Source organism: Maricaulis sp. CAU 1757, assembly GCF_054482675.1.
The window spans coordinates 130,540-149,902 of sequence record NZ_JBTLRI010000004.1; the positions used below are offsets into that span (position 1 = coordinate 130,540).

Annotated in this window: 20 protein-coding genes and 2 tRNA genes; 5 read left to right on the forward strand and 17 right to left on the reverse strand. The window is 64.0% G+C overall.

Features of this window, described 5'->3' with window-relative positions; translation table 11 throughout:
• Positions 1–2 precede the first annotated feature (2 nt).
• The 8 genes from ACXYMR_RS11605 to ACXYMR_RS11640 all read right to left on the reverse strand — a co-directional run bounded on the left by ACXYMR_RS11605 (position 3) and on the right by ACXYMR_RS11640 (position 5,438).
• Complete coding sequence (locus tag ACXYMR_RS11605; RefSeq protein WP_458943033.1) at positions 3–461, reverse strand: Na(+)/H(+) antiporter subunit B; 459 nt, start codon at positions 459–461, stop codon at positions 3–5.
• Positions 458–1,033 (reverse strand): DUF4040 domain-containing protein, encoded by a 576-nt coding sequence (locus tag ACXYMR_RS11610; protein WP_458943034.1) that lies wholly within the window; start codon positions 1,031–1,033, stop codon positions 458–460. Before ACXYMR_RS11610 ends, ACXYMR_RS11605 begins: the two co-directional genes overlap by 4 nt.
• Entirely contained in the window at positions 1,030–1,479 is a 450-nt protein-coding gene (gene mnhG / locus ACXYMR_RS11615) for a monovalent cation/H(+) antiporter subunit G (RefSeq protein ID WP_458943035.1), read from the reverse strand. The genes ACXYMR_RS11610 and mnhG overlap by 4 nt, the downstream gene beginning before the upstream one ends.
• A complete protein-coding gene (locus ACXYMR_RS11620; protein WP_458943036.1) occupies positions 1,476–1,793 on the reverse strand; it encodes a monovalent cation/H+ antiporter complex subunit F in 318 nt (105 codons plus the stop codon). The genes mnhG and ACXYMR_RS11620 overlap by 4 nt, the downstream gene beginning before the upstream one ends.
• Positions 1,793–2,296 carry a Na+/H+ antiporter subunit E gene (locus ACXYMR_RS11625; protein ID WP_458943037.1) on the reverse strand — a complete coding sequence of 168 codons (504 nt, stop codon included), beginning with the start codon at positions 2,294–2,296 and terminating at the stop codon, positions 1,793–1,795. Before ACXYMR_RS11625 ends, ACXYMR_RS11620 begins: the two co-directional genes overlap by 1 nt.
• A 129-nt stretch (positions 2,297–2,425) precedes the next feature.
• Entirely contained in the window at positions 2,426–2,839 is a 414-nt protein-coding gene (locus ACXYMR_RS11630) for a response regulator (RefSeq protein WP_458943038.1), read from the reverse strand.
• Between the two features lie 8 nt (positions 2,840–2,847).
• On the reverse strand, positions 2,848–4,245 hold the full coding sequence (locus ACXYMR_RS11635; protein ID WP_458943039.1) for a PAS domain S-box protein: 1,398 nt from the start codon (positions 4,243–4,245) through the stop codon (positions 2,848–2,850).
• A gap of 95 nt (positions 4,246–4,340) precedes the next feature.
• On the reverse strand, positions 4,341–5,438 hold the full coding sequence (locus ACXYMR_RS11640) for a DUF2336 domain-containing protein (protein WP_458943040.1): 1,098 nt from the start codon (positions 5,436–5,438) through the stop codon (positions 4,341–4,343).
• 179 nt (positions 5,439–5,617) lie between these two features.
• Here ACXYMR_RS11640 and ACXYMR_RS11645 point away from each other — a divergent pair, with 179 nt between their 5' ends.
• From ACXYMR_RS11645 to ACXYMR_RS11655, 3 genes are all read left to right on the forward strand, one after another.
• Positions 5,618–6,928 carry an MFS transporter gene (locus tag ACXYMR_RS11645; protein WP_458943041.1) on the forward strand — a complete coding sequence of 437 codons (1,311 nt, stop codon included), beginning with the start codon at positions 5,618–5,620 and terminating at the stop codon, positions 6,926–6,928.
• Positions 6,909–7,316: a peptide-methionine (R)-S-oxide reductase MsrB gene (gene msrB / locus ACXYMR_RS11650; protein ID WP_458943042.1), complete on the forward strand. Its 408-nt coding sequence runs from the start codon at positions 6,909–6,911 to the stop codon at positions 7,314–7,316. The genes ACXYMR_RS11645 and msrB overlap by 20 nt, the downstream gene beginning before the upstream one ends.
• A gap of 120 nt (positions 7,317–7,436) precedes the next feature.
• Positions 7,437–9,638, forward strand: a complete 2,202-nt coding sequence (locus ACXYMR_RS11655; protein ID WP_458943043.1) for a S9 family peptidase — start codon at positions 7,437–7,439, stop codon at positions 9,636–9,638.
• Between the two features lie 84 nt (positions 9,639–9,722).
• Here the strand turns inward: ACXYMR_RS11655 and ACXYMR_RS11660 are convergent, their stop codons facing one another.
• The 9 genes from ACXYMR_RS11660 to ACXYMR_RS11700 form a co-directional block, all read right to left on the reverse strand.
• Entirely contained in the window at positions 9,723–10,331 is a 609-nt protein-coding gene (locus ACXYMR_RS11660) for an energy transducer TonB (RefSeq protein ID WP_458943044.1), read from the reverse strand.
• A gap of 221 nt (positions 10,332–10,552) precedes the next feature.
• The gene (locus ACXYMR_RS11665; protein WP_458943045.1) at positions 10,553–12,088 is read right to left on the reverse strand and encodes a tetratricopeptide repeat protein; all 1,536 of its coding nucleotides are present in this window, start codon (positions 12,086–12,088) and stop codon (positions 10,553–10,555) included.
• A gap of 135 nt (positions 12,089–12,223) precedes the next feature.
• Entirely contained in the window at positions 12,224–12,841 is a 618-nt protein-coding gene (locus ACXYMR_RS11670; protein ID WP_458943046.1) for an energy transducer TonB, read from the reverse strand.
• Between the two features lie 12 nt (positions 12,842–12,853).
• Positions 12,854–13,258: an ExbD/TolR family protein gene (locus ACXYMR_RS11675; RefSeq protein WP_458943047.1), complete on the reverse strand. Its 405-nt coding sequence runs from the start codon at positions 13,256–13,258 to the stop codon at positions 12,854–12,856.
• Between the two features lie 17 nt (positions 13,259–13,275).
• A complete protein-coding gene (locus tag ACXYMR_RS11680) occupies positions 13,276–13,689 on the reverse strand; it encodes an ExbD/TolR family protein (protein WP_458943048.1) in 414 nt (137 codons plus the stop codon).
• The gene (locus ACXYMR_RS11685; protein WP_458943049.1) at positions 13,686–14,222 is read right to left on the reverse strand and encodes a MotA/TolQ/ExbB proton channel family protein; all 537 of its coding nucleotides are present in this window, start codon (positions 14,220–14,222) and stop codon (positions 13,686–13,688) included. The genes ACXYMR_RS11680 and ACXYMR_RS11685 overlap by 4 nt, the downstream gene beginning before the upstream one ends.
• Positions 14,223–14,236: 14 nt before the next feature.
• Positions 14,237–15,622 (reverse strand): MotA/TolQ/ExbB proton channel family protein, encoded by a 1,386-nt coding sequence (locus ACXYMR_RS11690; RefSeq protein ID WP_458943050.1) that lies wholly within the window; start codon positions 15,620–15,622, stop codon positions 14,237–14,239.
• A 23-nt stretch (positions 15,623–15,645) separates the two neighbouring features.
• Entirely contained in the window at positions 15,646–16,371 is a 726-nt protein-coding gene (locus ACXYMR_RS11695) for a DUF3450 domain-containing protein (protein ID WP_458943051.1), read from the reverse strand.
• A 532-nt stretch (positions 16,372–16,903) separates the two neighbouring features.
• Positions 16,904–16,978, reverse strand: a tRNA-Gln gene (locus ACXYMR_RS11700).
• Positions 16,979–17,192: 214 nt separating this feature from the next.
• On the opposite strand from ACXYMR_RS11700, the gene ACXYMR_RS11705 reads away from it, so the two are divergent.
• Together ACXYMR_RS11705 and sppA are read left to right on the forward strand one after the other, a co-directional pair.
• A tRNA-Pro gene (locus ACXYMR_RS11705) sits at positions 17,193–17,269 on the forward strand.
• Positions 17,270–17,502: 233 nt separating this feature from the next.
• Positions 17,503–19,293, forward strand: a complete 1,791-nt coding sequence (gene sppA / locus ACXYMR_RS11710; protein ID WP_458943052.1) for a signal peptide peptidase SppA — start codon at positions 17,503–17,505, stop codon at positions 19,291–19,293.
• Positions 19,294–19,363: the final 70 nt, after the last annotated feature.

Consider the following 19,363-nt stretch of genomic DNA (forward strand, 5'->3'; position numbering starts at 1 on the left):
GCTTACCAGTCCTCGTCCGGAATATCCGGCACGCGGCCGGCAAAGGCATAGAAGATCGCCAGCATCACCGAGGCCACGGTGATCAGCACACCCAGTTCGACCAGCAGGATGCCGTAATGCTGACCGGTATGGTGGCTCTGGTCGGGATGCAGGGCGTCATAGTCGAGGAAATTGACCGGCTCGCCGGCCCCGTTCATCACCAGCGTGGCAAGGCCGACGCTGATATACAGGACCACACCCGCCGCGGCCCCGATGCGGCAGGCCACGGGGGGCACCGCCTTGCGGGCCTCGTCCATGCCGAAGATCAGCGCGTAGAGGATGACGGCGACGGCGACAATGACGCCGGCCTGGAAACCGCCACCGGGGCCGAAATCACCGTGGAATTGGACGTAGAAGCCGAAAACCAGAATGAGCGGGATCAGCAGTTTGGAGACAACTCGAAGGATCAGGTGCGGGCTCATGCCTCGTCCTCCTCTTCGTCCTTGCGCCGGCGTCCGGTACCGAAACCGAGCAGCAACATGACCCCAAGGGCGGCGGAGAAAATCACCACCACCTCGCCCATCGTGTCATAGCCGCGATAGCTGGCCAGTACCGCGGTCACCACATTGGGAATGGCGATCTCGTTGGGGGTGCGCGACATGTAATCCATGCCGACCGAGGAATTGGCCGGCGAATCGGCGGCGCCGTAAACCGGCATGTCCGGAATGGCGAAGAACAGCGCGGCGCCGGCGGCCACGACCACAGCGAACGCGGCCCAGTGGCGCCCCTTGCCGGCGGGCTCGGCCTCGCGTGCCGTCAGCAGCATCGCCGCCAGCATCAGAACGGTGGAAATGCCGGCGCCCACGGCGGCCTCGGTGAACGCGACATCGACGGCGTCCAGCGATACGAACCAGGCCGCCGAGAGAAAACTGTACACACCAGTCAGCATGACCACGGCGAACAGGTTGCGCATGCGCACGATGGCCACGCCGACCGCCAGCAACATGGCGATCAAGGCATAGTCCAGATACTGCGTGAGATCGGCTTCGCTCATGACTTGTCTCCGCTCTCGGGCGCCTCGACCTTGGCCTTGGAAGGCGAATTCGCCTCGAGCACCTTCTGGCGCGGCGACAGGGCCTCGGCCTTGACCGCGGCACCGGCATCGCGCGGATGCTGGGGCCGGAAACGGGCCAGCATCGGGGCCAGGCCCGCACGATGCGCCGCATTGGCCACAGCGTGTGTCGCTGTCGGACTGGTCAGGAAGAGCAGGAGGCCGACCAGAGCCAGCTTGGCCACGGTTTGCCAGTCATGCGCCTGCAGCATCAGGCCGACAATGATCATCTCGGCCCCCAGCGTATCGGTGACGCCGGCAGCGTGCAGGCGGGTGTAGAAATCGGGCAGGCGCATGACGCCGATGGCGCCGGCCAGAACGAAGACGAGGCCCGTCGCCATCAGCACAATGCTGGCGGCATAGAGGGCGTAACCGAGAAACTCGCTCATTCGTCCGGCTCCCCGCCCAGGGCCCGGCGCAGTGACATCTGCGCCAGGGCGATCTCCAGCGACCGGTAGCGGAAGAATTTCAGGACCGCGATGGTCGCCACGAAATTGATCAGCGCGTACAGCAGCGCGATGTCGATGGCATCCTGCCGCCCGACCAGGGCTGCAAAGACGAGCAGCAGGAGCAGTGTCTTGGTGGCAAAGGAATTGGCTGCAAGAACCCGGTCATACAGCGTCGGACCGGCGAACAGCCGGGCCAGCATGATGGCCATGGCGCCAGCCAGGCCCAGGGCAATGACGAAATTGAAGATATCCATCAACCGGCCTCCCGCGAGCCGTCGGTTGCCCGGTCCGAACGCAGCCCCATCTCGGCGAATCCCCGCGGGTCGGTGAAACTTCCGTCAAGGGCGTGCACGAGGAAACCGTCTTCCTCGACGTCGACGGTCACGGTGCCCGGCGTCAGGGTAATCGAATTGGCGAACACGGTATGGCCGAGATCCGAACGCTGCTCCGCCGGCACGCGCACCAGACGCGGCTCGACATCGATCTCCGGCTTCATCACCAGACGCAGCACGGCGAGATTCGACTTGGCGATCTCACCGCCGAGCCAGCCCCAATACCCCATGAGGCGCGGCGCCGGAGCCAGCGGCACGGTTTCGCGGTCGAATATGCGCATGCGGAAAGTGGCAAACAGGGTGATCAGGATGCTAATCACGCCCAGCCCCATCACGATCGGGTAATCACCCGACAAGGTGAACGGCCCGGACAGGGCCAGCCACAGCGCCACAAGTATGACGGTCAGGCCAATGCCGTAGAACATGGGATCTCCCCGCGAAAGCACGCTTCCGGGGTATTTAGCCGCACAGGCAGGGGTTGGCCAGACGAAGTCGGGAAGGAAGTGCAGAGGCCGGGCGATCATCCGCCTGCCAGGCCATGCGATTGCACCGAATTACGAGCGTTGCGACTGGCCGCTTCGGGCGGCGAGCACGGCCTGGTCATCGCGCCGGGGCGAGATGTCCAGATCGTCGATGGCGCGCTTCAGCATGGCGTCGGTAAACGGCTTCTGGAGGACCGGCGCGTTCTGGAACGGGGCTTCCAGGCCCTGCTTGCCATAGCCGGTGGCGAACAGCACGGGAACCCCCATCTCCGTCAGGCGCTCCGCGATCGGGAAACTGCGGCTGCCATTCAGGTTGACGTCCAGAATGGCCAGATCGGGCACCGTCCCGCCGTCCAGCGTATCGATGGCCTCTTCTACCGTCCCGACAGCGGCGATCACATCATGCCCGAGCTCCGTCAGACGGACCTCGAGATCAATGAGGAGAATGGCGTCATCCTCCGCCAGCATGATGGTGTGCCGTAACATCGTTCCGTTCAAACCTTGCCTTCAATCCGGCAAATCACACCGCTTTCGGCATAATCGACCAATACTTCTCCCTGGATGTCACGCGGGAGTATCCGCTTGAGCATCAGGCTTCCGAAACCTTCCCGCTCTGGTGGGGTCACCGTCGGCCCCCCTGTTTCGCGCCAGGTGAGCTCGAACCGGCCGGCCTCTTGGTCCAGCCATGCCCATCTAACGCATATCCGGCCATCTGGTTGCGAAAGCGCCCCATATTTAACCGCATTTGTCACCAATTCGTGGATGGCCATGGACATCATTTGGGCCGCCTTGGCCGGAAGCTGGATGTCCGGACCATCCAAATCAACGTCTTGCCGGTCATTGGAGCTCGGATCGCGGCTGTCGCCATAGCCGAAGGGCATCAACGCCGAAGCCACGACCTCGCGCATGCTGGCGCCGCTCCAGCTTTCCTTGAGCAGGAGATTGTGAACCGATGACAGGGCGCTCAGCCGGGCAACGAAATTCTTGCGCCCGTCTTCCAGACTGGTTTCGCCGCGCAGCGATTGCGAAGCGATTGCCTGCACCGTGGCCAGCGTGTTCTTGACCCGGTGATTGAGCTCCTGGGTCATTACCTCGAGATGCTGCTCCCCGGCCTTTCGCCGGCTGATATCCTCGACAACGGCGATGCAGTACAAGGGCGCGCCCTCGGCGTCCCGCTGCAGCGATGTCGACAGGTTGACCCAGATCAGCTCGCCATTCTTGCGGTAATAGCGCTTCTCCAGGGAATAGCTGCCGATCTCGCCGCTGGTCAGTTGGCCAAACAATTCACGGTCGGCATCCTGGTCTTCCGGATGCGTCATGTCCTCGGAGCGCAGATCGAGCAACTCGTCCCGCGAGTATCCGACGATCTCGCACAGTCGACTGTTGACCCGCAGCCAGCGCCCGTCCTCGCCGACATGGCCGATTCCGACAGCGGCGTTCTCGAACGTCGCTTCGATCAGCGCCTGGTTGGCCTCCCGTTCCGCCTGGGCCTGCTTCTCCGGCCTCAGGTCGCGCACTTCGATAATCGTTCCGACGACCTCTGAATCATGGGCCCGCAGCGGCGACGCGGTAAACGCCACGGGATAGAAACTGCCATCCTTGTGCACGAAAATCTCTTCGCCCTGCTCGCAGTTGTTTTCGGGGAATGCCCGGTCAATCGGGCATTCCTCCAGTGGGTAGGGCGATCCGTCAGGCTTGGTGTGATGGACCACGTCGTGCAAGGCCCGGCCCCGCGTTTCCTCGAGGGTGTAACCACTTAGCTCTTCTGCGGCCGGATTCATGTAGATGCATTGCTGCCGGTCGTTCATGATGAACATTGCAACCGTCGCGTTTTCGCAGACGGCGCGCCACAGCGACACGGTATCCGGGATATTCAGGGTATCGACCGGCACAACAACTCCCCGCTTTTCAGACCCGACGATAACTGCTGACCTGCCGAAAAGTTCCCTGGTTGATCACAGTCACTGCTCACCGGCTCAGCTGGCGCCTATGCGACCTGCTTGTCCTCGAGCGAGAGATTCCAGTAGCGCAGTACGGTCTGCGCCTTTTCGACCGACAGGGAATCGAAGACCTTGCGCGCCTGTTCGAGCACTTCTCCGCTCTCCGGTCGCCCCAAGCCTCGCCAGAAGCCGAGAAATGACGGCCACTTAAGACCGGTCGCCTTGCACAGGACGGCGAACGGTTCGCCGGCATAATCGTCCACCATCTGCAGGACGAGCCGACGGTCGACCGCGGCCAAGGTGGCAATCTCGCTGATCAGTTCGGGGCGGGCGCCCTCCACCGCGAACGCATCCAGTGTCCCTTCCAGCGAGCCGTACGGGCTGAGCTCCGCGGCGGCGCGATTGCGCTGGCGACGATCGATATAGCGCAGGATCCGGGTGACCATCGGATCCTCCCAGCCATCCGCCGATGCCATCGGGAAGATGTCTTCCGACGCGTCAATCAGAATGCTGCGGTCGACCGCGAACCGGCTGAGGATCTGGAAGCGGTCGACATGATCGCAATGCCAGAACAGCCGGAAGGCCTGGGCGGGGCGCAATTCCTCGCGCCGGATGATCATGCTGGCAAAGCGGTTCTCCTCCAGCGCCACACCAACCAGGTGATCAATGGTCGGAGCCGCCAGCAAGGCCGTACGATTGCGCAACAGGCGCTCGACCACCGGTGGCTCGCCATAGGCCGCCAGCGCAGCCGCCACGGTCTCGGAAATATTCTCCCGATTGGCCACGGTCATGCGATGCTGCAACGTCCCGGCCTGGACGATTTCCAGCATGTCGAAATCGGTCAGCGCCTGGCAATTGGCCAGGATCGGCTCGGCCACTTCGAAGACGTCGCTGGCGAGCATGCGAAGCAGACGGTGCGGCGCTTCCTTGAGCACTGAAATGCGGCGCGCACAGCGCTGGCGCAGCTCGACATCGCTGGAGCGCAGCACATCATACAGCAGGTCCCCGACGATCCAGCGCTCGCGAGGCGTAATGCGGCTGGCTGGCAGGCCGACGATATCCGCCAGGCGCCGTGCCAGGATGGCCCGCGTGGATGTGCGGAATCCGGTCGGCTCGTCGAGCGGAAGTGGGTCGGCATCGGCCATGATGGCATCCTGAGGGTCCAAATACCGCAACAGAATGCCCGCTCGGCGTTAATGAATGGTACGTCGCCGCCTCGACGTGCGGGCTGATGGCGGGCCATGGGCAGCCGCCGGACTTGTGCTAGACAACGGATGGGACCCGGTCGCGCACCCCTCCCCCCACGCCGAGAAAGCCTGTCACCTTGCCCGTTTTCCGTCCCCTCGCCGTCAATCGCAATCTGCGCCTGCCGCCGTTCGGGGCCTATCTGGTTCTGGTCGCCGGCTGGTTCTTCGGTTTCGGCCTCCAGACCACGCTGTTTCCCGGCGTCATCACCTTCACCCTCGGGGAAAGCCCGGAGCGGCTCGGCATCGCCCAGGCCGCACTGACCGGCCCCATGATGCTGCTCCTGCCCGCAGCCGGCGTCCTCGCCGAGCGCAAGGACCGGCGTGGCATCATGTTCTACTTCTACATCTTCGCCGGGCTGGCGGCGATCACGCTCGGCCTGCTCCTGGTCACCGACCACCTGTCCTACTGGATCATGGTCGTGTTCGCCCTGCTGATCGGCGTTGCCGGGGGCTTCGTGATGCCCGCGCGTGACAGCGCCATCAATCCGGTGGTGCGCATCTCGGCTCAGACCAGGCATGGCGGCATCGAGCTGCAGCGGGCCGTGGTCATGGCCTCGGCAGTCCAGTTCGGGGCCCAGATCGCCGGCATGGCAGCGGGCTATTTCGCCGCCCGCACCGGTCCCGGCGCGCTGTTCGTCCTGCAGGGCGTCGGCCTGCTCATCGGCGGCCTGTCCGCCGCCTTTCTCCCGCGCCTGGGCTCGAAGCGCCACAAATCGACAGCCCACCCGGTCACCGACCTGGTCGATGGCATTCGCGCCGTGTTCACCTCACGCGTGCTGATGCCGATGACGGTGATGATGATTGCCATCGGCCTGCTGGTGGTAGGCGGATCCTTCTTCGTCCTGATCCCCATCCTGATCCGGGAGAATTATGGTGGAGGCTATGCCGAGATCGCCAGCCTGATGGCGATCTTCTGGATCGGCGCCCTGGTGGCCAATGTCGCGCTGGTCAAGTTCGGCCAGATCGAGAAACCCGGTCGCGCCATGCTGATCGCACAGGGCGTGACGGTACTGGCCACCGGCGCCTTTGCCATCGACCTGCCCTTCTGGTCGCTCTACGTGCTGGTTTTCTGCTGGGGCATGGGCGCAGGCATTGCCATCTCGCTGAGCCGCTCGGTGGTCCAGGAACAGGCGCCGCCGGACAAGCTCGCGCGCGTCATGTCGGTCTACCAGCTCGGCCTGTTCGGCGGCATGCCGGCGGGGGCTATCCTGATGGGCTTCATCGTCGGCGCCATGGGGCCCCAGAACGCCGCGCTGATCCCGATGGTCGGTCTGGGCCTGGTGCTGGTGGTTATTTCTCTGACCACTCCCATATTGTCGGTGAAGCGCGGCCAGCGTCTGGACGCGCCGAAAGTCCTGGAGGGCCCGGATGCCGCGACTCGACCCTGAGAAGATCAAGACCCTGAAAGCCAAGCTCGACCCGCAGACCCGGGCCATCGCCTTCGATGAGGGCACCGAAGCGCCGTTTTCGCACCCGCTCAATGCGGAGAAGCGGAACGGCGTGTTTCACTGCAAGGTCTGTGACGCCCCGCTGTTCACCGCCGAGACCAAGTACGAATCCGGCTCCGGCTGGCCGTCCTTTTACGCGCCGGTCAGCGAGGATGCCGTCGAGACCAAGACCGACCACAAGCTGGTCGTGCCACGCACGGAGATCCATTGCGCCAATTGCGGCGCCCATCTGGGCCACGTATTTCCCGACGGGCCGGCCCCGACCGGACAGCGCTATTGCACCAATGGCACTGTGCTGGACTTCCGCGAAGAGAGCGAAGACAACTGAGCCAGACCGGCCGCCCGGCGGCCACTCAAGGGGAGAGACATGAACAAAACAATGCCCGCCAGGTGGCTGGGCGCAGGGCTTCTGGCCCTCGCCGTCAGCGCCTGCAGCCAGGAGACTGACATGACAACCGAGACGGCTGCCAGTTCGCAGCCTGAAACCACCCGCACCTCGCTGATCGAGCGTGCCCGCACCCTGACCCCGCCGCAGGCCGAGCAACGGCCCGTCGAGATCGAGCAGGTCGGCTTCACCCGGATCGACGAGTATCAGTGGATCAAGGATGACAACTGGCAGCAGGTGATGCGCGAACCCGAGGTCCTCGACCCGGACGTGCGCGCCCTCCTGGAAGCCGAGAACGCCTATCTCGACGAGGTGATGGCGCCGACCGAGGAGCTGCAGGAGCGAATTTTCCAGGAGATCCGCGGGCGCATCAAGGAAGACGACAGCTCGGTGCCCGAGCGTGATCGCGGCTATCAGTACTTCACCCGCTACCGTGAAGGCGGCCAGTACCCGATCTATGCCCGGCGTCCGGTTGATCCGGAGACCGGCGAACCGACCGGCGAGGAGGAGATTCTCATCGACGGTGACGCCGAGGCGGCCGATTTCGACTATCTCGACTTCTCCGACATGGAGCACTCGCCGGACCACCGCTATGTCGCCTTCGGTGTCGATGTGCGCGGCTCGGAATACTACGAGATCCGCATCAAGGAAGTCGCCTCCGGTGCCATCGTCGCGACCCTGACCGACGAAAGCTCCGGCGACTTCACCTGGGCCAATGACAGCGAGACCCTGTACTGGGTGTGGCGCGACGACAATGGCCGCTCCAAGCGCGTCTATCGCCAGGCCCGCGAAGGCGGCGAGAGCGAGCTCGTCTACGAGGAACCCGATGACGGCTTCTTCGTCTCCGTCGGCCTGTCGGACGGCGACAACTACGTCATCATCAATGCCGGCGGTCACACTTCCAACGAGATGCGCCTGATCGACGCCAATGACCCGACCGCCGAGCCGCGTCTCGTGGCCGAGCGCCAGGCCGATACCGAATACTATCTCACCGAGGGGCCTGACCGTTTCTACATTCGTACCAATGCGGACGGTGCGGTGGACTTCAAGGTCATGTCGGCCCCGCTCGACAATCCGGGCCGCGAGAACTGGGAGGAGTTCATTCCTCACCGCTCCGGCACGCTGATCAACGGGCTGATCGGTTTCGCCGACTGGCAGGTCCGCGTCGAACGCGAGAACGCCCTGCCCCGCATCGTCGTGCATGAATACGCCAGCGGCGACGAGCACGAGATCGCCTTCGACGAGGAGGCCTACTCGCTGGGCGCCTCGGCCGGCTACGAGTTCGACACCGACATGCTGCGCTTCTCCTACGAGAGCCCGTCGACGCCGGAAGAAACCTACGACTACAACATGGCGACGCGCGAGCGCACCCTGCTCAAGCGCCAGGAAGTGCCGTCCGGTCACAATCCGGAGGATTATGTCGTCCGCCGCATCATGGCACCCGGCCATGACGGCGCCCAGATCCCGGTGACCATCCTCTACCACCGCGATACGCCGGTCGACGGCACGGCGCCACTCCTGCTCTACGGCTACGGGTCCTACGGCATTACCATTCCGGCCGCCTTCCGCGTCACCCCGCTCTCGCTGGTCGATCGCGGCATGGTCTATGCCGTCGCCCACATCCGTGGCGGCATGGCCAACGGCTACCAGTGGTATCTCGACGGCAAGCTCGAGCAGAAAATGAACACCTTCCGCGACTTCGTCTCGGCCGGTGAGGCGCTGGCTGCCGAGGGCTATACCTCGCGCGGCAATATCGTCGCCTATGGCGGCTCGGCCGGTGGTCTGCTCGTCGGTGCGGCCATCAACCTCGCGCCCGACCTGTTCGCCGGCGCCATCGCCGCCGTGCCCTTCGTCGACGTGATCAACACCATGTCCGACCCGGAACTGCCGCTGACCCCGCCGGAATGGCCGGAATGGGGCAATCCGATCGAGAGCGCGGAAGACTATGAGACCATGCTGGCCTACAGCCCGTATGACCAGATCACGGCCCAGGACTATCCGCACGTCTTGGCCACGGGCGGCCTGACCGATCCGCGCGTCACCTACTGGGAGCCGACCAAGTTCGTCGCACGCCTGCGGGATCGACGCACGGATGACGGCCTGACCCTGCTCAAAATGAATATGGGTGCCGGTCATGGTGGCGCATCAGGGCGTTTCGACAGCCTGCGCGAGACCGCCCTCAACTGGGCCTTTGCACTGATGAGCGTCGGCCTGGCCGACGAGGAAGTCGCAGCCATGAGCCAGGCCGAGGCCGCAGCCGAGTAGCGCTGCCGCCCCTGCAAACAGGAAACGCCCGGTCCCTTCGGACCGGGCGTTTTCATGTCCGGTGTGTGTCTGGCAGCTGGAGGTCTACTCTTCCAGGGCGTAGCGCAATTGCGTTGTCGCGCCCCGGTACATGACCGGCCGCCCATCCCGGATCTGGGGATCGTAGCGCCAGTCCGCCACCGCATTCATCGAGGACCGTTCGAACAGGGTCGACGTACAGCTCAAGGGCCGGATATTGGTCGTTGTCCCATCGGGCAGGATATCGAAGATGATCGTGCACTGGCCTTCCAGGCCACGCTCCAGGGCCCGAAGCGGATAGCTCGGCCCGACGCGAATGCGCGGGATCGGTTCGTGCGCGACCGCGGCCGGCTGGAACCCGCTCGGGCCCGTGGGCACGGGAACAGCTGTCGCGGCGAACTCCGCCCCGCCAGTCCCCGGCTGCGGGGACACGGACCGCACGAACTCGCTCGGCGGCGGCGGGGTCGGGTCGATGACCGGCTGGACCGGTTCCCGGATGATTTCCCGATCGGCCGGGGCAAATTGGATCTCGATGCGCGGGCGCTCGACACGCGTCTCCGGTGTAACATCGCCGATATCGATCAATTGCCGCATCAGCATGAACAGCGCCAGGGTGACCAATCCGGCAACCGGGAGGATCACGGGCAGGCGCAGCATCGATGACGGCACGGTCATGTGTGAAATCCCCACAGCAGGCAAAGGAGCGGTGCGCAGCGACGCCGGCAGGACCGGCGCCGCCGCAACCCGGTCCCACAACACGGGACCGGGCCACGCCCCATGGATGCCCCGGTCCATTGGCCAAAGCGGGGCGAAATCGGGATCAATTGAGGCAGACATGCAAAAGCGCCCCGACCGTCGGCCGGGGCGCTTCTGTCATTCGGCAATGCCGGGCTGGATCAGCCGGCATCGGCCTCCTCGGCCGCGTCGTCCTGGGCCGGCTCGTCGCTGGCAGCCACTTCGGCATCCTGGCGGCGGCCATACTGGTCGAACAGGTCGTCACAGCGGTCCGGCACATCGATGATGATATTGCCCTCATCGTCGAGGTCACCGAGCAGCGTCGCCGTTTCCAGCAGGTCTTCCACGGTGAAGCGGCACTCGTCGATGCGCACCTGTTCGCGGATCCGCACACGGTCGGCTGCGGCACGGCGGCGGTTGTTGATGAAGCTGATCCAGCCGTTCGCGGTAGAACGCGAATACGGATAGCGCGCACCTTCCTGGAAGGCCGAGATGGCGGCGTCATCACGCCCCAGCTCGAAGCGCACATTGCCGAGCAGCGTCCAGGCCAGACCCGGACGATCCAGTCCGCCGCGGTTGAGCGCCTGCTGGAAGGCCGTCTCGGCTTCAGCCAGCTGACGTTCCTGGTACAGCGCCTCGGCCAGCTTGAGGAAGTCATCGCCGTCGCCGGTCAACTGAGCGACCTGGCGCAAAACCGGGATGGCCCGGCCCCATTCGCGGGCCTGACGCCACATATTGGCCAGCAGGTTGAGATTGTTCTGGGTCCGGTCGACGGCCCCGGAATTCAGCTCACGCTCGAGGATCACGGCGCCCCGGAAGGGGTACTCGTAGTAGGAATAGTATTGAGCCAGCGCAACGATCTCATTGCTCTCGGTGAGCATGCCGTTGATGTACATGATCTTGTTGGCTTCGAACGCGTCTTCCTCGCGGCCGGTCTGCGCCAGCAGGGACGCGTAGGACCGCCAGTTGTTCTTCTCTGTCGGCCAGCGCGCCACCATCTCCTCGATGATCTCGAACTGCTGCGGGATCATGTCGAGCTGCTGGTAGAAGAACAGCATCAGCGAGTAATCGCCCCGCTGGCGTTCCGCGCGCGGCTTCAGGCTCCAGAAGCGCTCGGCCCACTGAAGGCCCTCACGGTAGCGCTCGGCCTGGGCGTAGGCCTGGGCGAGCATCTTGGCGACACCGACATTGATCACCGCATCGCCGCCGGCCGCGACAGCCTGCTCGAGCGAGCGGATACCCTGGTCGTACTGGCTTTCGGTGATGTAGAGCTGGCCGATATTGATGCGCAGATTGACCACTTCATCGGTGGTCAGGATGCCAGTCGCGATGGCGGCTTCCCAATCCTGGATGGCGCGGCTGACCTGCTCGATCTCGTAATAGGCGCGCCCCCGCATCTGCAACGCGACAGAGCGTTCGTACGGGTTGATCGAGGAATTCCCCAGGGCGCGGTTCAGGCTCTGGATCGACTCGTTGAACTGGTTGTTCGCCTGCTGTTCCTGCGCCTGCAGCACGATTTCACCAATGGCGGCGGAAAAGGTCCGGTCCTCGCCATTGCTGTCTTCTTCATTCTGGTTCCGGTTGCGGCGCTGGGCGTCGGCATCGGAAATCATTACCCCGGCGAGCGAGGCAGCAAGGGCGAGCGTCGCGACGCCGCGCAACACACCCGAGGTATCGAAACCGTTGAAACGGATCATCGATGGCTCCTTCATACCGACCCAACTCCCCGGGTCGGTCCTTCAAAAACATGCCGGAACTCGGTCCTTAGAGGGACCTGTCCCATCGCGCCGGAGTGGCGAGGCGGAGACCTGAGGGTCCCCGCCTGCCTGAGCTTACTCGGCCAACCGGAAGTCGAACCGGGTTTCCACGCCGCGGCGGGCAACCGGAACTCCGTCCTGGACCTTCGGATTGTACCGCCAGCGCTCGACCGCCCGGCGCGAGGCACTCTCAAACAGAGAACTGTCGCAACGGGTAATGTCGATATTGGTCGGCGTGCCGTCCGGGGTCACGTCAAAACGCACCCAGCAGCTGCCTTCCACACCGCGCTCGGCGGCCCGCATCGGATATTGCGGCTCGATCCGGACCAGCGGCTGTGCATCCCGGTCGGAGACCGAGAAGCTGACGCTCTCGCTGTTGAGTTGCGGAGCATCAAAGTCCGGGATCGCACCCATCACCGTGGCCAGACCCTCAGCAGGCTGCTCGGCCCGCTGACGCTCGATCTGCGGCGGCGGAGGGGGCGGCTGGACCTGCTGCACGTCCTCGATCGTGGTGTCACGACGGCGGGCTTCGATTTCCGCCACTTCGTCGTTGATCGTGAACTCCAGGTCCTCGACTTCATCGTCGCTGATCGCGCCTTCGACGAAGATCAGTTTCGTCATGACGATGAAGAGAACGAGCGTGATGATGGCCGCTACGGGAATGCCAATCAGCAGGCGAACAAGTGTACCCATGATCTCTCCTCCCTAGCTCTGCAACGTCGAGATCTTGACGTCGACTTCCATCTGCATGAGCAGTTCCTGGACGTCGAGGATGATCCCGATATCAGCGGCCTCGTCCCCCTGGATCATTGCACGCCCCTTGGGGTTCTCTTGCAGCAATTGCTCGATGACCCCGCGCATCTCGTTCATCTCGTAAACGCGGCGATTGACCCAGATCTCATTGTCAGCCGTCACAGCAATCAGCATGGACGGGTTCTCGTCTTCCTCGGTCAGGGCATCCGGACGGATTGTATCCACGCCGGGTTCCTTGATGAAGACCGAGGTGACGATGAAGAAGATGAGCAGGATGAAGACGACGTCCAGCATGGGCGTCATGTTCAGTTCGACTTCTTCCTCGTCGGTATTCACTCGACTGACGCGTCGCGCCATGGTTCTACCTCCCCGGCCTAGCCGTCCTGATCCGTTTGACGCTGGATCGACACCGGTACGCCATTGGCGCCCATATCGTCCCAGATCTGAACGATGATGCCGTGATCGGCTTCATCATAGACCTCCAGCAGCACCGCGCTGTTCGGCTCTTCCGCCCGGAAGCGGTTGACCGCGGACAGCACCCGATCGACATCCGTCCGGACCCGGTTGACGAAGATGATGTTCTCATCATCGACCTGGATCACGATCGGCGGCGCGGCGTCCGGAGGTGGCGGCTCGTCACTATCCGGCGGAGGCTGCATGTTAATGCCTTCTTCCGACAGGAATGTGGCGGTCACGATGAAGAAGATCAGCAGGATGAACACGATGTCGAGCATCGGCGTCATGTTCACTTCGGCCTGATCGTCATTGTGCCTTTGCTTGCGTCTCATGACTGGACCCCCTCGCCGATCTCGAGTTCATCCGCCAGTGCCGCAGTGCGACGACGGGCCATGATCTCGATCTGGTTGGCGAAGATGAGCCCCGACAGGGACGCCACCATGCCGGCCATGGTCGGGATGGTCGCCCGCGACACACCGGCCGACATGGCCTGAGCATCCGACGACCCCGAGATGGCCATCACGTCGAAGACCGAGACCATGCCGGTCACTGTCCCCAACAATCCGAAGAGCGGAGCGACCGCGACGAGGGTTTTCACCAGCTCGACATTCTGGTCACAGCGCTGTTTGACCTCCGAGATGAGTTGGTCACGGATCGCATGAGCATACCACGATTTGCGGTCAGCCCGTGCGGCCCATTCCCGCTTTGCCTGCTTCGCATAGCCCGGTTGGGCGAAGTAGAAGAAGGCGAAGCGCTCGAGGATGAAGGCCCACATCACGAATGTAGTGATCATGATGACCACAAGGACGGGGCCTCCCCGCTCGAGGAACTCCTGAAGGCCGGTTTGTACGGCCTGGAAATCCATAGCGGTTCCTCCGATTAGCGCTGCGCGCGTTCTTCAGCGTGACGGGCAACCATCCCGGCAGCCTGTTCCTCGAGCACCTGCTGGACGCCGCGAGCAAAGCTCTGGGCGAACGAGTGGATGAAGAGAAGGGGGATCGCCGCGATCAGGCCGAGCACCGTGGTCATCAGGGCTTCGGAAATACCGCCGGCCATGATTTTCGGGTCGCCCGTACCGAACAGGGTGATCTGGGTGAAGGTCTTGATCATACCGGTCACCGTACCCAGGAGACCCAGGAGCGGCGCGATACCGGCGGCAAGCTTGAGGAAGTTGAGACCGAACTCGAGCTTCGGGGTCTCTTTCAGGATGGCTTCATCCAGCTTGAGCTCCATGGTCTCGACGTCTTTGTCCTTGGCATCCTCGTAAGCCAGCATGACACGACCCAGCGGGTTGGACCGGGAACCGGTCGACTTGCGCTTCTGGGCGTTCACGGCGGCTTGCGTGCCGAGCAGCATGAACATGCGGAACAGGCCGAAGGCAGCGGAGATGATCAGCAGGCCGATGATGACCTTGCCGACCGCGCCGGACTGCTCGATACGCTCCGGAATGTCCGGCACGTCCTTGTAGATCGCGAGGAGCGGGCCGCGCGACGGGTCGAGAACGCCCATGACGATCTCGTTCGGCTCGGCATTGTAGAGGTTTTCCGCACCACCGATGATGTTGCCCGGAGGCTGTGCCGCCAGGTCGGTCAGGGTCCAGGCACCGGATTCCGTCTCACCCCAGGAAGCAAAACGCTGATTGCCGTTGTAGTTGGTGAAGATGGAGAACGGTCCCACGCGGGTCGTCGGGACCTGCTCGCCGCCGCCGAGACCGGTGACGCGGGCGTTAAAGGTGACGACTTCCTGCTGGTAGATCATTTCTTCCAGGGCACGACGCCAGATGCGGTCGAGCTCGGAGCGCGTCGGCAGGGTGCGGCTGTTGGACAGCTCTTCCAGTGCGTCGGCGCGGCCCGGGTACTGGGCGGAGATGATCGAGGAATTGATGATGGCGGCGAATTCACCGGCCGCCTGGCGGGCGGCACCGAACAGCTCACCAAAGGCGCCCTGACGCTGACGCAGTTCGGCGTCGAGTTCGTCAATCGAGACCTGATTGGCTTCGAACTGGGCGGACAGCGCGTTGGCGCGGGCTTCCAGCGCGGCCATTTCCGAGCGCGCCTGGTTCAGCAGAGCCTGCTGGCGGTTGGTGTCGGACTGGAATTCGCGCAGGCGTTCCTGGTTTTCAGCACTGGCTTCACGGGCGTCGGAACGGACCCGGTTGAGCAGTTCGCTGAGCGAGCCGGCGGGCTGGGTCTGAGCCGAGACCCCGGCGGTAAGCGCCACGCCCATCGAAACGGCGGCGGCGAGCATCTTCATTGTGGTTTTCATCGTAAAACTCTCCGTTCCAGCCGTTATTGAGCGACTTCCGGTCCCGGCAGCGGGGCCAGGAAGACGGACGGGGTGGTGACTTCCTGCGCGATACGCAGGGCACGGGTCACATTGCCCTCGAAACCACCCGGAAGCGGCTGCCAGTCATCGGAATCGATGTGGCGGATGGTCATGCTGCCGTCGGGATACTGGCGAATCATCGCGACACGGCCCAGCTGCAGCACGGTGACCGAGACGGGAGCGCCGTCTTCGCCGATGATCTCTTCGTCGAACGAAGCGACACTACGACCGTAGGACATCTCGATGTCATAGGCGTTGAGAATGACGCGGTAACGTTCGGCCGGCGGGACGCTCGGATCGTCGACCAGGTCATACAGACGGTCGATGCGGGCCCGGCGACCGGCTTCACCTTCCATGCGGAAGGGCAGGTCGAGACTGACGAACTGGTCCAGGTTCTCGACCATTTCGCGCATCATCGGCGCGAGGTCGCGCTCGATATTGTCAACGCGGTCGATCTGCTGCTGCAGGGAAGCGACCTCGTTCTCCTGCGAACGGATGAAGACTTCCTGCTGCTCGACGAACAGACGCTGCGATTCGATCTGCTCGAGCAGGGCCCGGTATTCTAGTTCGATATCGGTGCGCTGGTCGTCCAGCTGGTCGATGCGGCTCTGGGTTTGAGCCCCTTCACGCGTGTCCTGACGGGCCGTCTGGAGCGTTTGGTCCAGCTGCGCTACGGCGGCCCCCCCCAAAGGCGCCCGCCGCAACCGTCGCCATAAGCGACGCGCGAACCAAATTCTTCAAGTTCACCATTTCTCGCCTCACAATGGTCAATGCGGGTCAGCCAAGGCCTTCCCGCTGTAAAAATCTTCGATGCTGAGCCGACATTGCTGTCGGCTTGGCCCCTACCCTGCATTCAAGCGGCCTGTTTTGCGCCGCCGCCGGAGCGGCTTAGCGCGCAAGTCTGATCGGTTTGTTACTGCGGCTGCAGTCGCTTCCGAACACCGCGGCGGTTGGCCCGCCATCTTGTAGGCACTCACGTGCCGCTTGAAAATCGGTCGAACGCTAACACCAGCGTTACACCACGATCAATACATCTTTGTGGCCAGACTGCGGCTGAATTGGTGCCGCAACAGCCACAATTCTCCTGACACGGGTATCTGGCTGCGCCGGTTCGCGTTGGGCTGGTATATACACGCCAGCGGTTGCAGCGCAAAACCGGCCGTTCAGCACACCCGGATCCCGCGCCATCGGCGGCTGACTCTCTGAGATATCTGGAAAGGTTGGCTGGGGCGCCAGGATTCGAACCTGGGAATGCCGGTACCAAAAACCGGTGCCTTACCACTTGGCGACGCCCCAACCGGAGCCGTCGTGACGACGGAGCGCGCTAGATACATAACCGTTCGCGGGGATGCAACGGGGCAATGCGGTTTGTCGCAGCAGTCGGCCGGATTTCTGCAGCCAGACAGGTGTTTTCGGCAAGCCACTGCGTTTCGGTGTCACGAGGCTGCGGACACCTGTGTTTGCCGCGTTGCGCGGCACAGAAGAGTTGGCTATAAGCCGCGCCTCGGTTCGGAGTATAGCTCAGCCTGGTAGAGCACCGTCTTCGGGAGGCGGGGGTCGCAAGTTCGAATCTTGCTACTCCGACCATTCTTTCCCGCCCCCATCCCCGATTGAATTCTCCCCCGGCGCGCCTTCACAATCGCGGCATCATGCCGTGAGTGGGATGCATCACGCTGTCCGGCACGTCTGCAGACGGGACCTGCGACAGCGCGATCCCTCGACCGGGTATGGCCGGCGCACTACAGTATGGGGGCGAGAACGGGACTGCATCTTGCAGTGTAGAGTCCCTGATGTGCTGGTACGGGTCGGAAGGGACTCAGATGAAACAGTTTCTAATTACGTTTGCGGGCTCCGTGACGGGCGTGCTGGTGGGAGCCATCCTGGCTTTCATGGCGCTCATCTTCATGGTGGTCGGCGTGTTCTCCTCGATCGGCGGCATGATGTCCGCCCCGACCGCCGCGCCCTTGCCCGGCGACCGGGTAGTGCTCGAGCTTGACCTGCGCCAGGGGCGGCTTGATTCCCCGACCCGTTCGCCCTTCGGCTTCTCCGAACCGACGTCTGTTGTCGACTTGGTCCGCGCCCTCGAGCGCGCCGAGAGAGATGACCGCATCAGCGGCCTGTTCATCAGGGCCAACGAGTACGGCATGGTCCCCGGCATGGCCGACGAATTGCGCCTCGCGATCAGCGATTTCCGCGAGGCCGGAAAGTTCGTGCTGACCCATGCCCAGGGCTTCGAGGGCACCTCGGTAACCAGCTACATGGCGGTCTCCGGATCCAGCGAGATCTGGCTGCAGGACACCTCGAACTTCTCGCCTGCCGGTCTTGCGGCCGACGTCATGTTCCTCGGCGGCCTGTTTGAACAGTTCGGCGCCGAGCCGCAGTTCGAGCAGTTCCACGAGTACAAGAACGCTGCCAACACCTATACCCAGAGCGAGTTCACCGAGCCGCACCGCGAAGCGATGATGTCTTACATGACCTCGATCTTCGACACCGCGGTGAGGCGGATTGCCGCCGATCGCGGGCTTGACGAGAGCCGCGTGCGCAGTCTGCTCGAAGCCTCCCCGCACACCGCCGAGGAAGCCCGGGCTGCCGGCCTGGTCGACCAGCTCGGCCACGTCATCGAGGCGCGCGAGGCGGCACTGGCCCAGGCCGGTGAAGGCGCCGAGTTCGCCGAGATCGCGGCCTATGCCAACGGGGCCCCGCCGCGCCAGAGCGGCCCGGTCATCGCCCTCATCGAAGGCCAGGGCGCCATTGTCACCGGCACCGCCCAGCGCGGCCCGTTCGGCGGCGATGAAACGATTGGCAGCGACACCATGTCTGAGGCCATCCTCGACGCCGCTGACTCCGACGAGGTCCGCGCCATCGTGCTGCGGGTCGATTCGCCGGGCGGCTCGGCCATCGCCTCGGACCAGGTCTGGTATGCCATCCAGCGGGCCCGCCAGGCCGGCAAGCCGGTCATCGTTTCGATGGCTTCGCTGGCGGCCTCCGGCGGTTACTACATCGCCGCCCCGGCCGACTATGTCCTGGCCCACGACACCACGCTGACTGGCTCGATCGGCGTGCTCGGCGGCAAGGTCGTGCTGGAAGGCACGATGAACCGGATCGGCCTGAACACCGAAACCGTGTCGATCGGCGGCGAATACGCCACCGCCTACTCGCCGCAGATGGAGTGGACGGAAAGCCAGCGCGAAGCTTTCCGCGGCCAGATGGAGGATGTCTACGAAGACTTCACCCAGCGCGTCGCAGACGGTCGCGACCTGCCGCTCGAGCGGGTCCTTGAAATCGCCCGCGGCCGCGTCTGGACCGGCGCCCAGGCGCTCGATCTCGGCCTGGTCGACGAAATCGGCGGCCTGCGGGATGCCGTGGCGGCCGCCAAGCGACTGGCCGGCATCGATGCGGGTGACAGCGTTCGCCTGCGCCGCTTCCCGCGCCAGCGCACCCCGGCCGAGGCCCTGCAGGACCTGCTCGGCGTGTCGGCGGAAGGCGCCGAGGCAGCCAGCCGGCTCAATGCCCTGATGGCCCTGCCGGAAGTTCGTGCTGCCCTGCAGGCCCGCGAAGAAGCCGGTCAGACCGGCACCCAGCTGCGCAGCCGGACACCGGTCCCGAACTAGGCGGGCTTCGGCCTGCGCCCACGAGAAAGGCCCGCCCCGAGAAGGGCGGGCCTTTTTCATGTCCGCATCC

Excerpts from the sequence above, each read along its gene's own strand:
- ACXYMR_RS11675 (WP_458943047.1), bottom strand. The coding sequence starts at position 13,258 with ATGGCGCGACGCGTCAGTCGAGTGAATACCGACGAGGAAGAAGTCGAA.
- mnhG (WP_458943035.1), bottom strand. The coding sequence starts at position 1,479 with ATGAGCGAGTTTCTCGGTTACGCCCTCTATGCCGCCAGCATTGTGCTG.
- ACXYMR_RS11640 (WP_458943040.1), bottom strand. The coding sequence starts at position 5,438 with ATGGCCGATGCCGACCCACTTCCGCTCGACGAGCCGACCGGATTCCGC.
- ACXYMR_RS11630 (WP_458943038.1), bottom strand. The coding sequence starts at position 2,839 with ATGTTACGGCACACCATCATGCTGGCGGAGGATGACGCCATTCTCCTC.
- ACXYMR_RS11655 (WP_458943043.1), top strand. The coding sequence starts at position 7,437 with ATGACAACCGAGACGGCTGCCAGTTCGCAGCCTGAAACCACCCGCACC.
- ACXYMR_RS11690 (WP_458943050.1), bottom strand. The coding sequence starts at position 15,622 with ATGAAAACCACAATGAAGATGCTCGCCGCCGCCGTTTCGATGGGCGTG.
- ACXYMR_RS11685 (WP_458943049.1), bottom strand. The coding sequence starts at position 14,222 with ATGGATTTCCAGGCCGTACAAACCGGCCTTCAGGAGTTCCTCGAGCGG.
- ACXYMR_RS11625 (WP_458943037.1), bottom strand. The coding sequence starts at position 2,296 with ATGTTCTACGGCATTGGCCTGACCGTCATACTTGTGGCGCTGTGGCTG.
- ACXYMR_RS11605 (WP_458943033.1), bottom strand. The coding sequence starts at position 461 with ATGAGCCCGCACCTGATCCTTCGAGTTGTCTCCAAACTGCTGATCCCG.
- ACXYMR_RS11665 (WP_458943045.1), bottom strand. The coding sequence starts at position 12,088 with ATGATCCGTTTCAACGGTTTCGATACCTCGGGTGTGTTGCGCGGCGTC.
- ACXYMR_RS11610 (WP_458943034.1), bottom strand. The coding sequence starts at position 1,033 with ATGAGCGAAGCCGATCTCACGCAGTATCTGGACTATGCCTTGATCGCC.
- ACXYMR_RS11620 (WP_458943036.1), bottom strand. The coding sequence starts at position 1,793 with ATGGATATCTTCAATTTCGTCATTGCCCTGGGCCTGGCTGGCGCCATG.
- msrB (WP_458943042.1), top strand. The coding sequence starts at position 6,909 with ATGCCGCGACTCGACCCTGAGAAGATCAAGACCCTGAAAGCCAAGCTC.
- ACXYMR_RS11670 (WP_458943046.1), bottom strand. The coding sequence starts at position 12,841 with ATGGGTACACTTGTTCGCCTGCTGATTGGCATTCCCGTAGCGGCCATC.
- ACXYMR_RS11680 (WP_458943048.1), bottom strand. The coding sequence starts at position 13,689 with ATGAGACGCAAGCAAAGGCACAATGACGATCAGGCCGAAGTGAACATG.
- sppA (WP_458943052.1), top strand. The coding sequence starts at position 17,503 with ATGAAACAGTTTCTAATTACGTTTGCGGGCTCCGTGACGGGCGTGCTG.
- ACXYMR_RS11660 (WP_458943044.1), bottom strand. The coding sequence starts at position 10,331 with ATGACCGTGCCGTCATCGATGCTGCGCCTGCCCGTGATCCTCCCGGTT.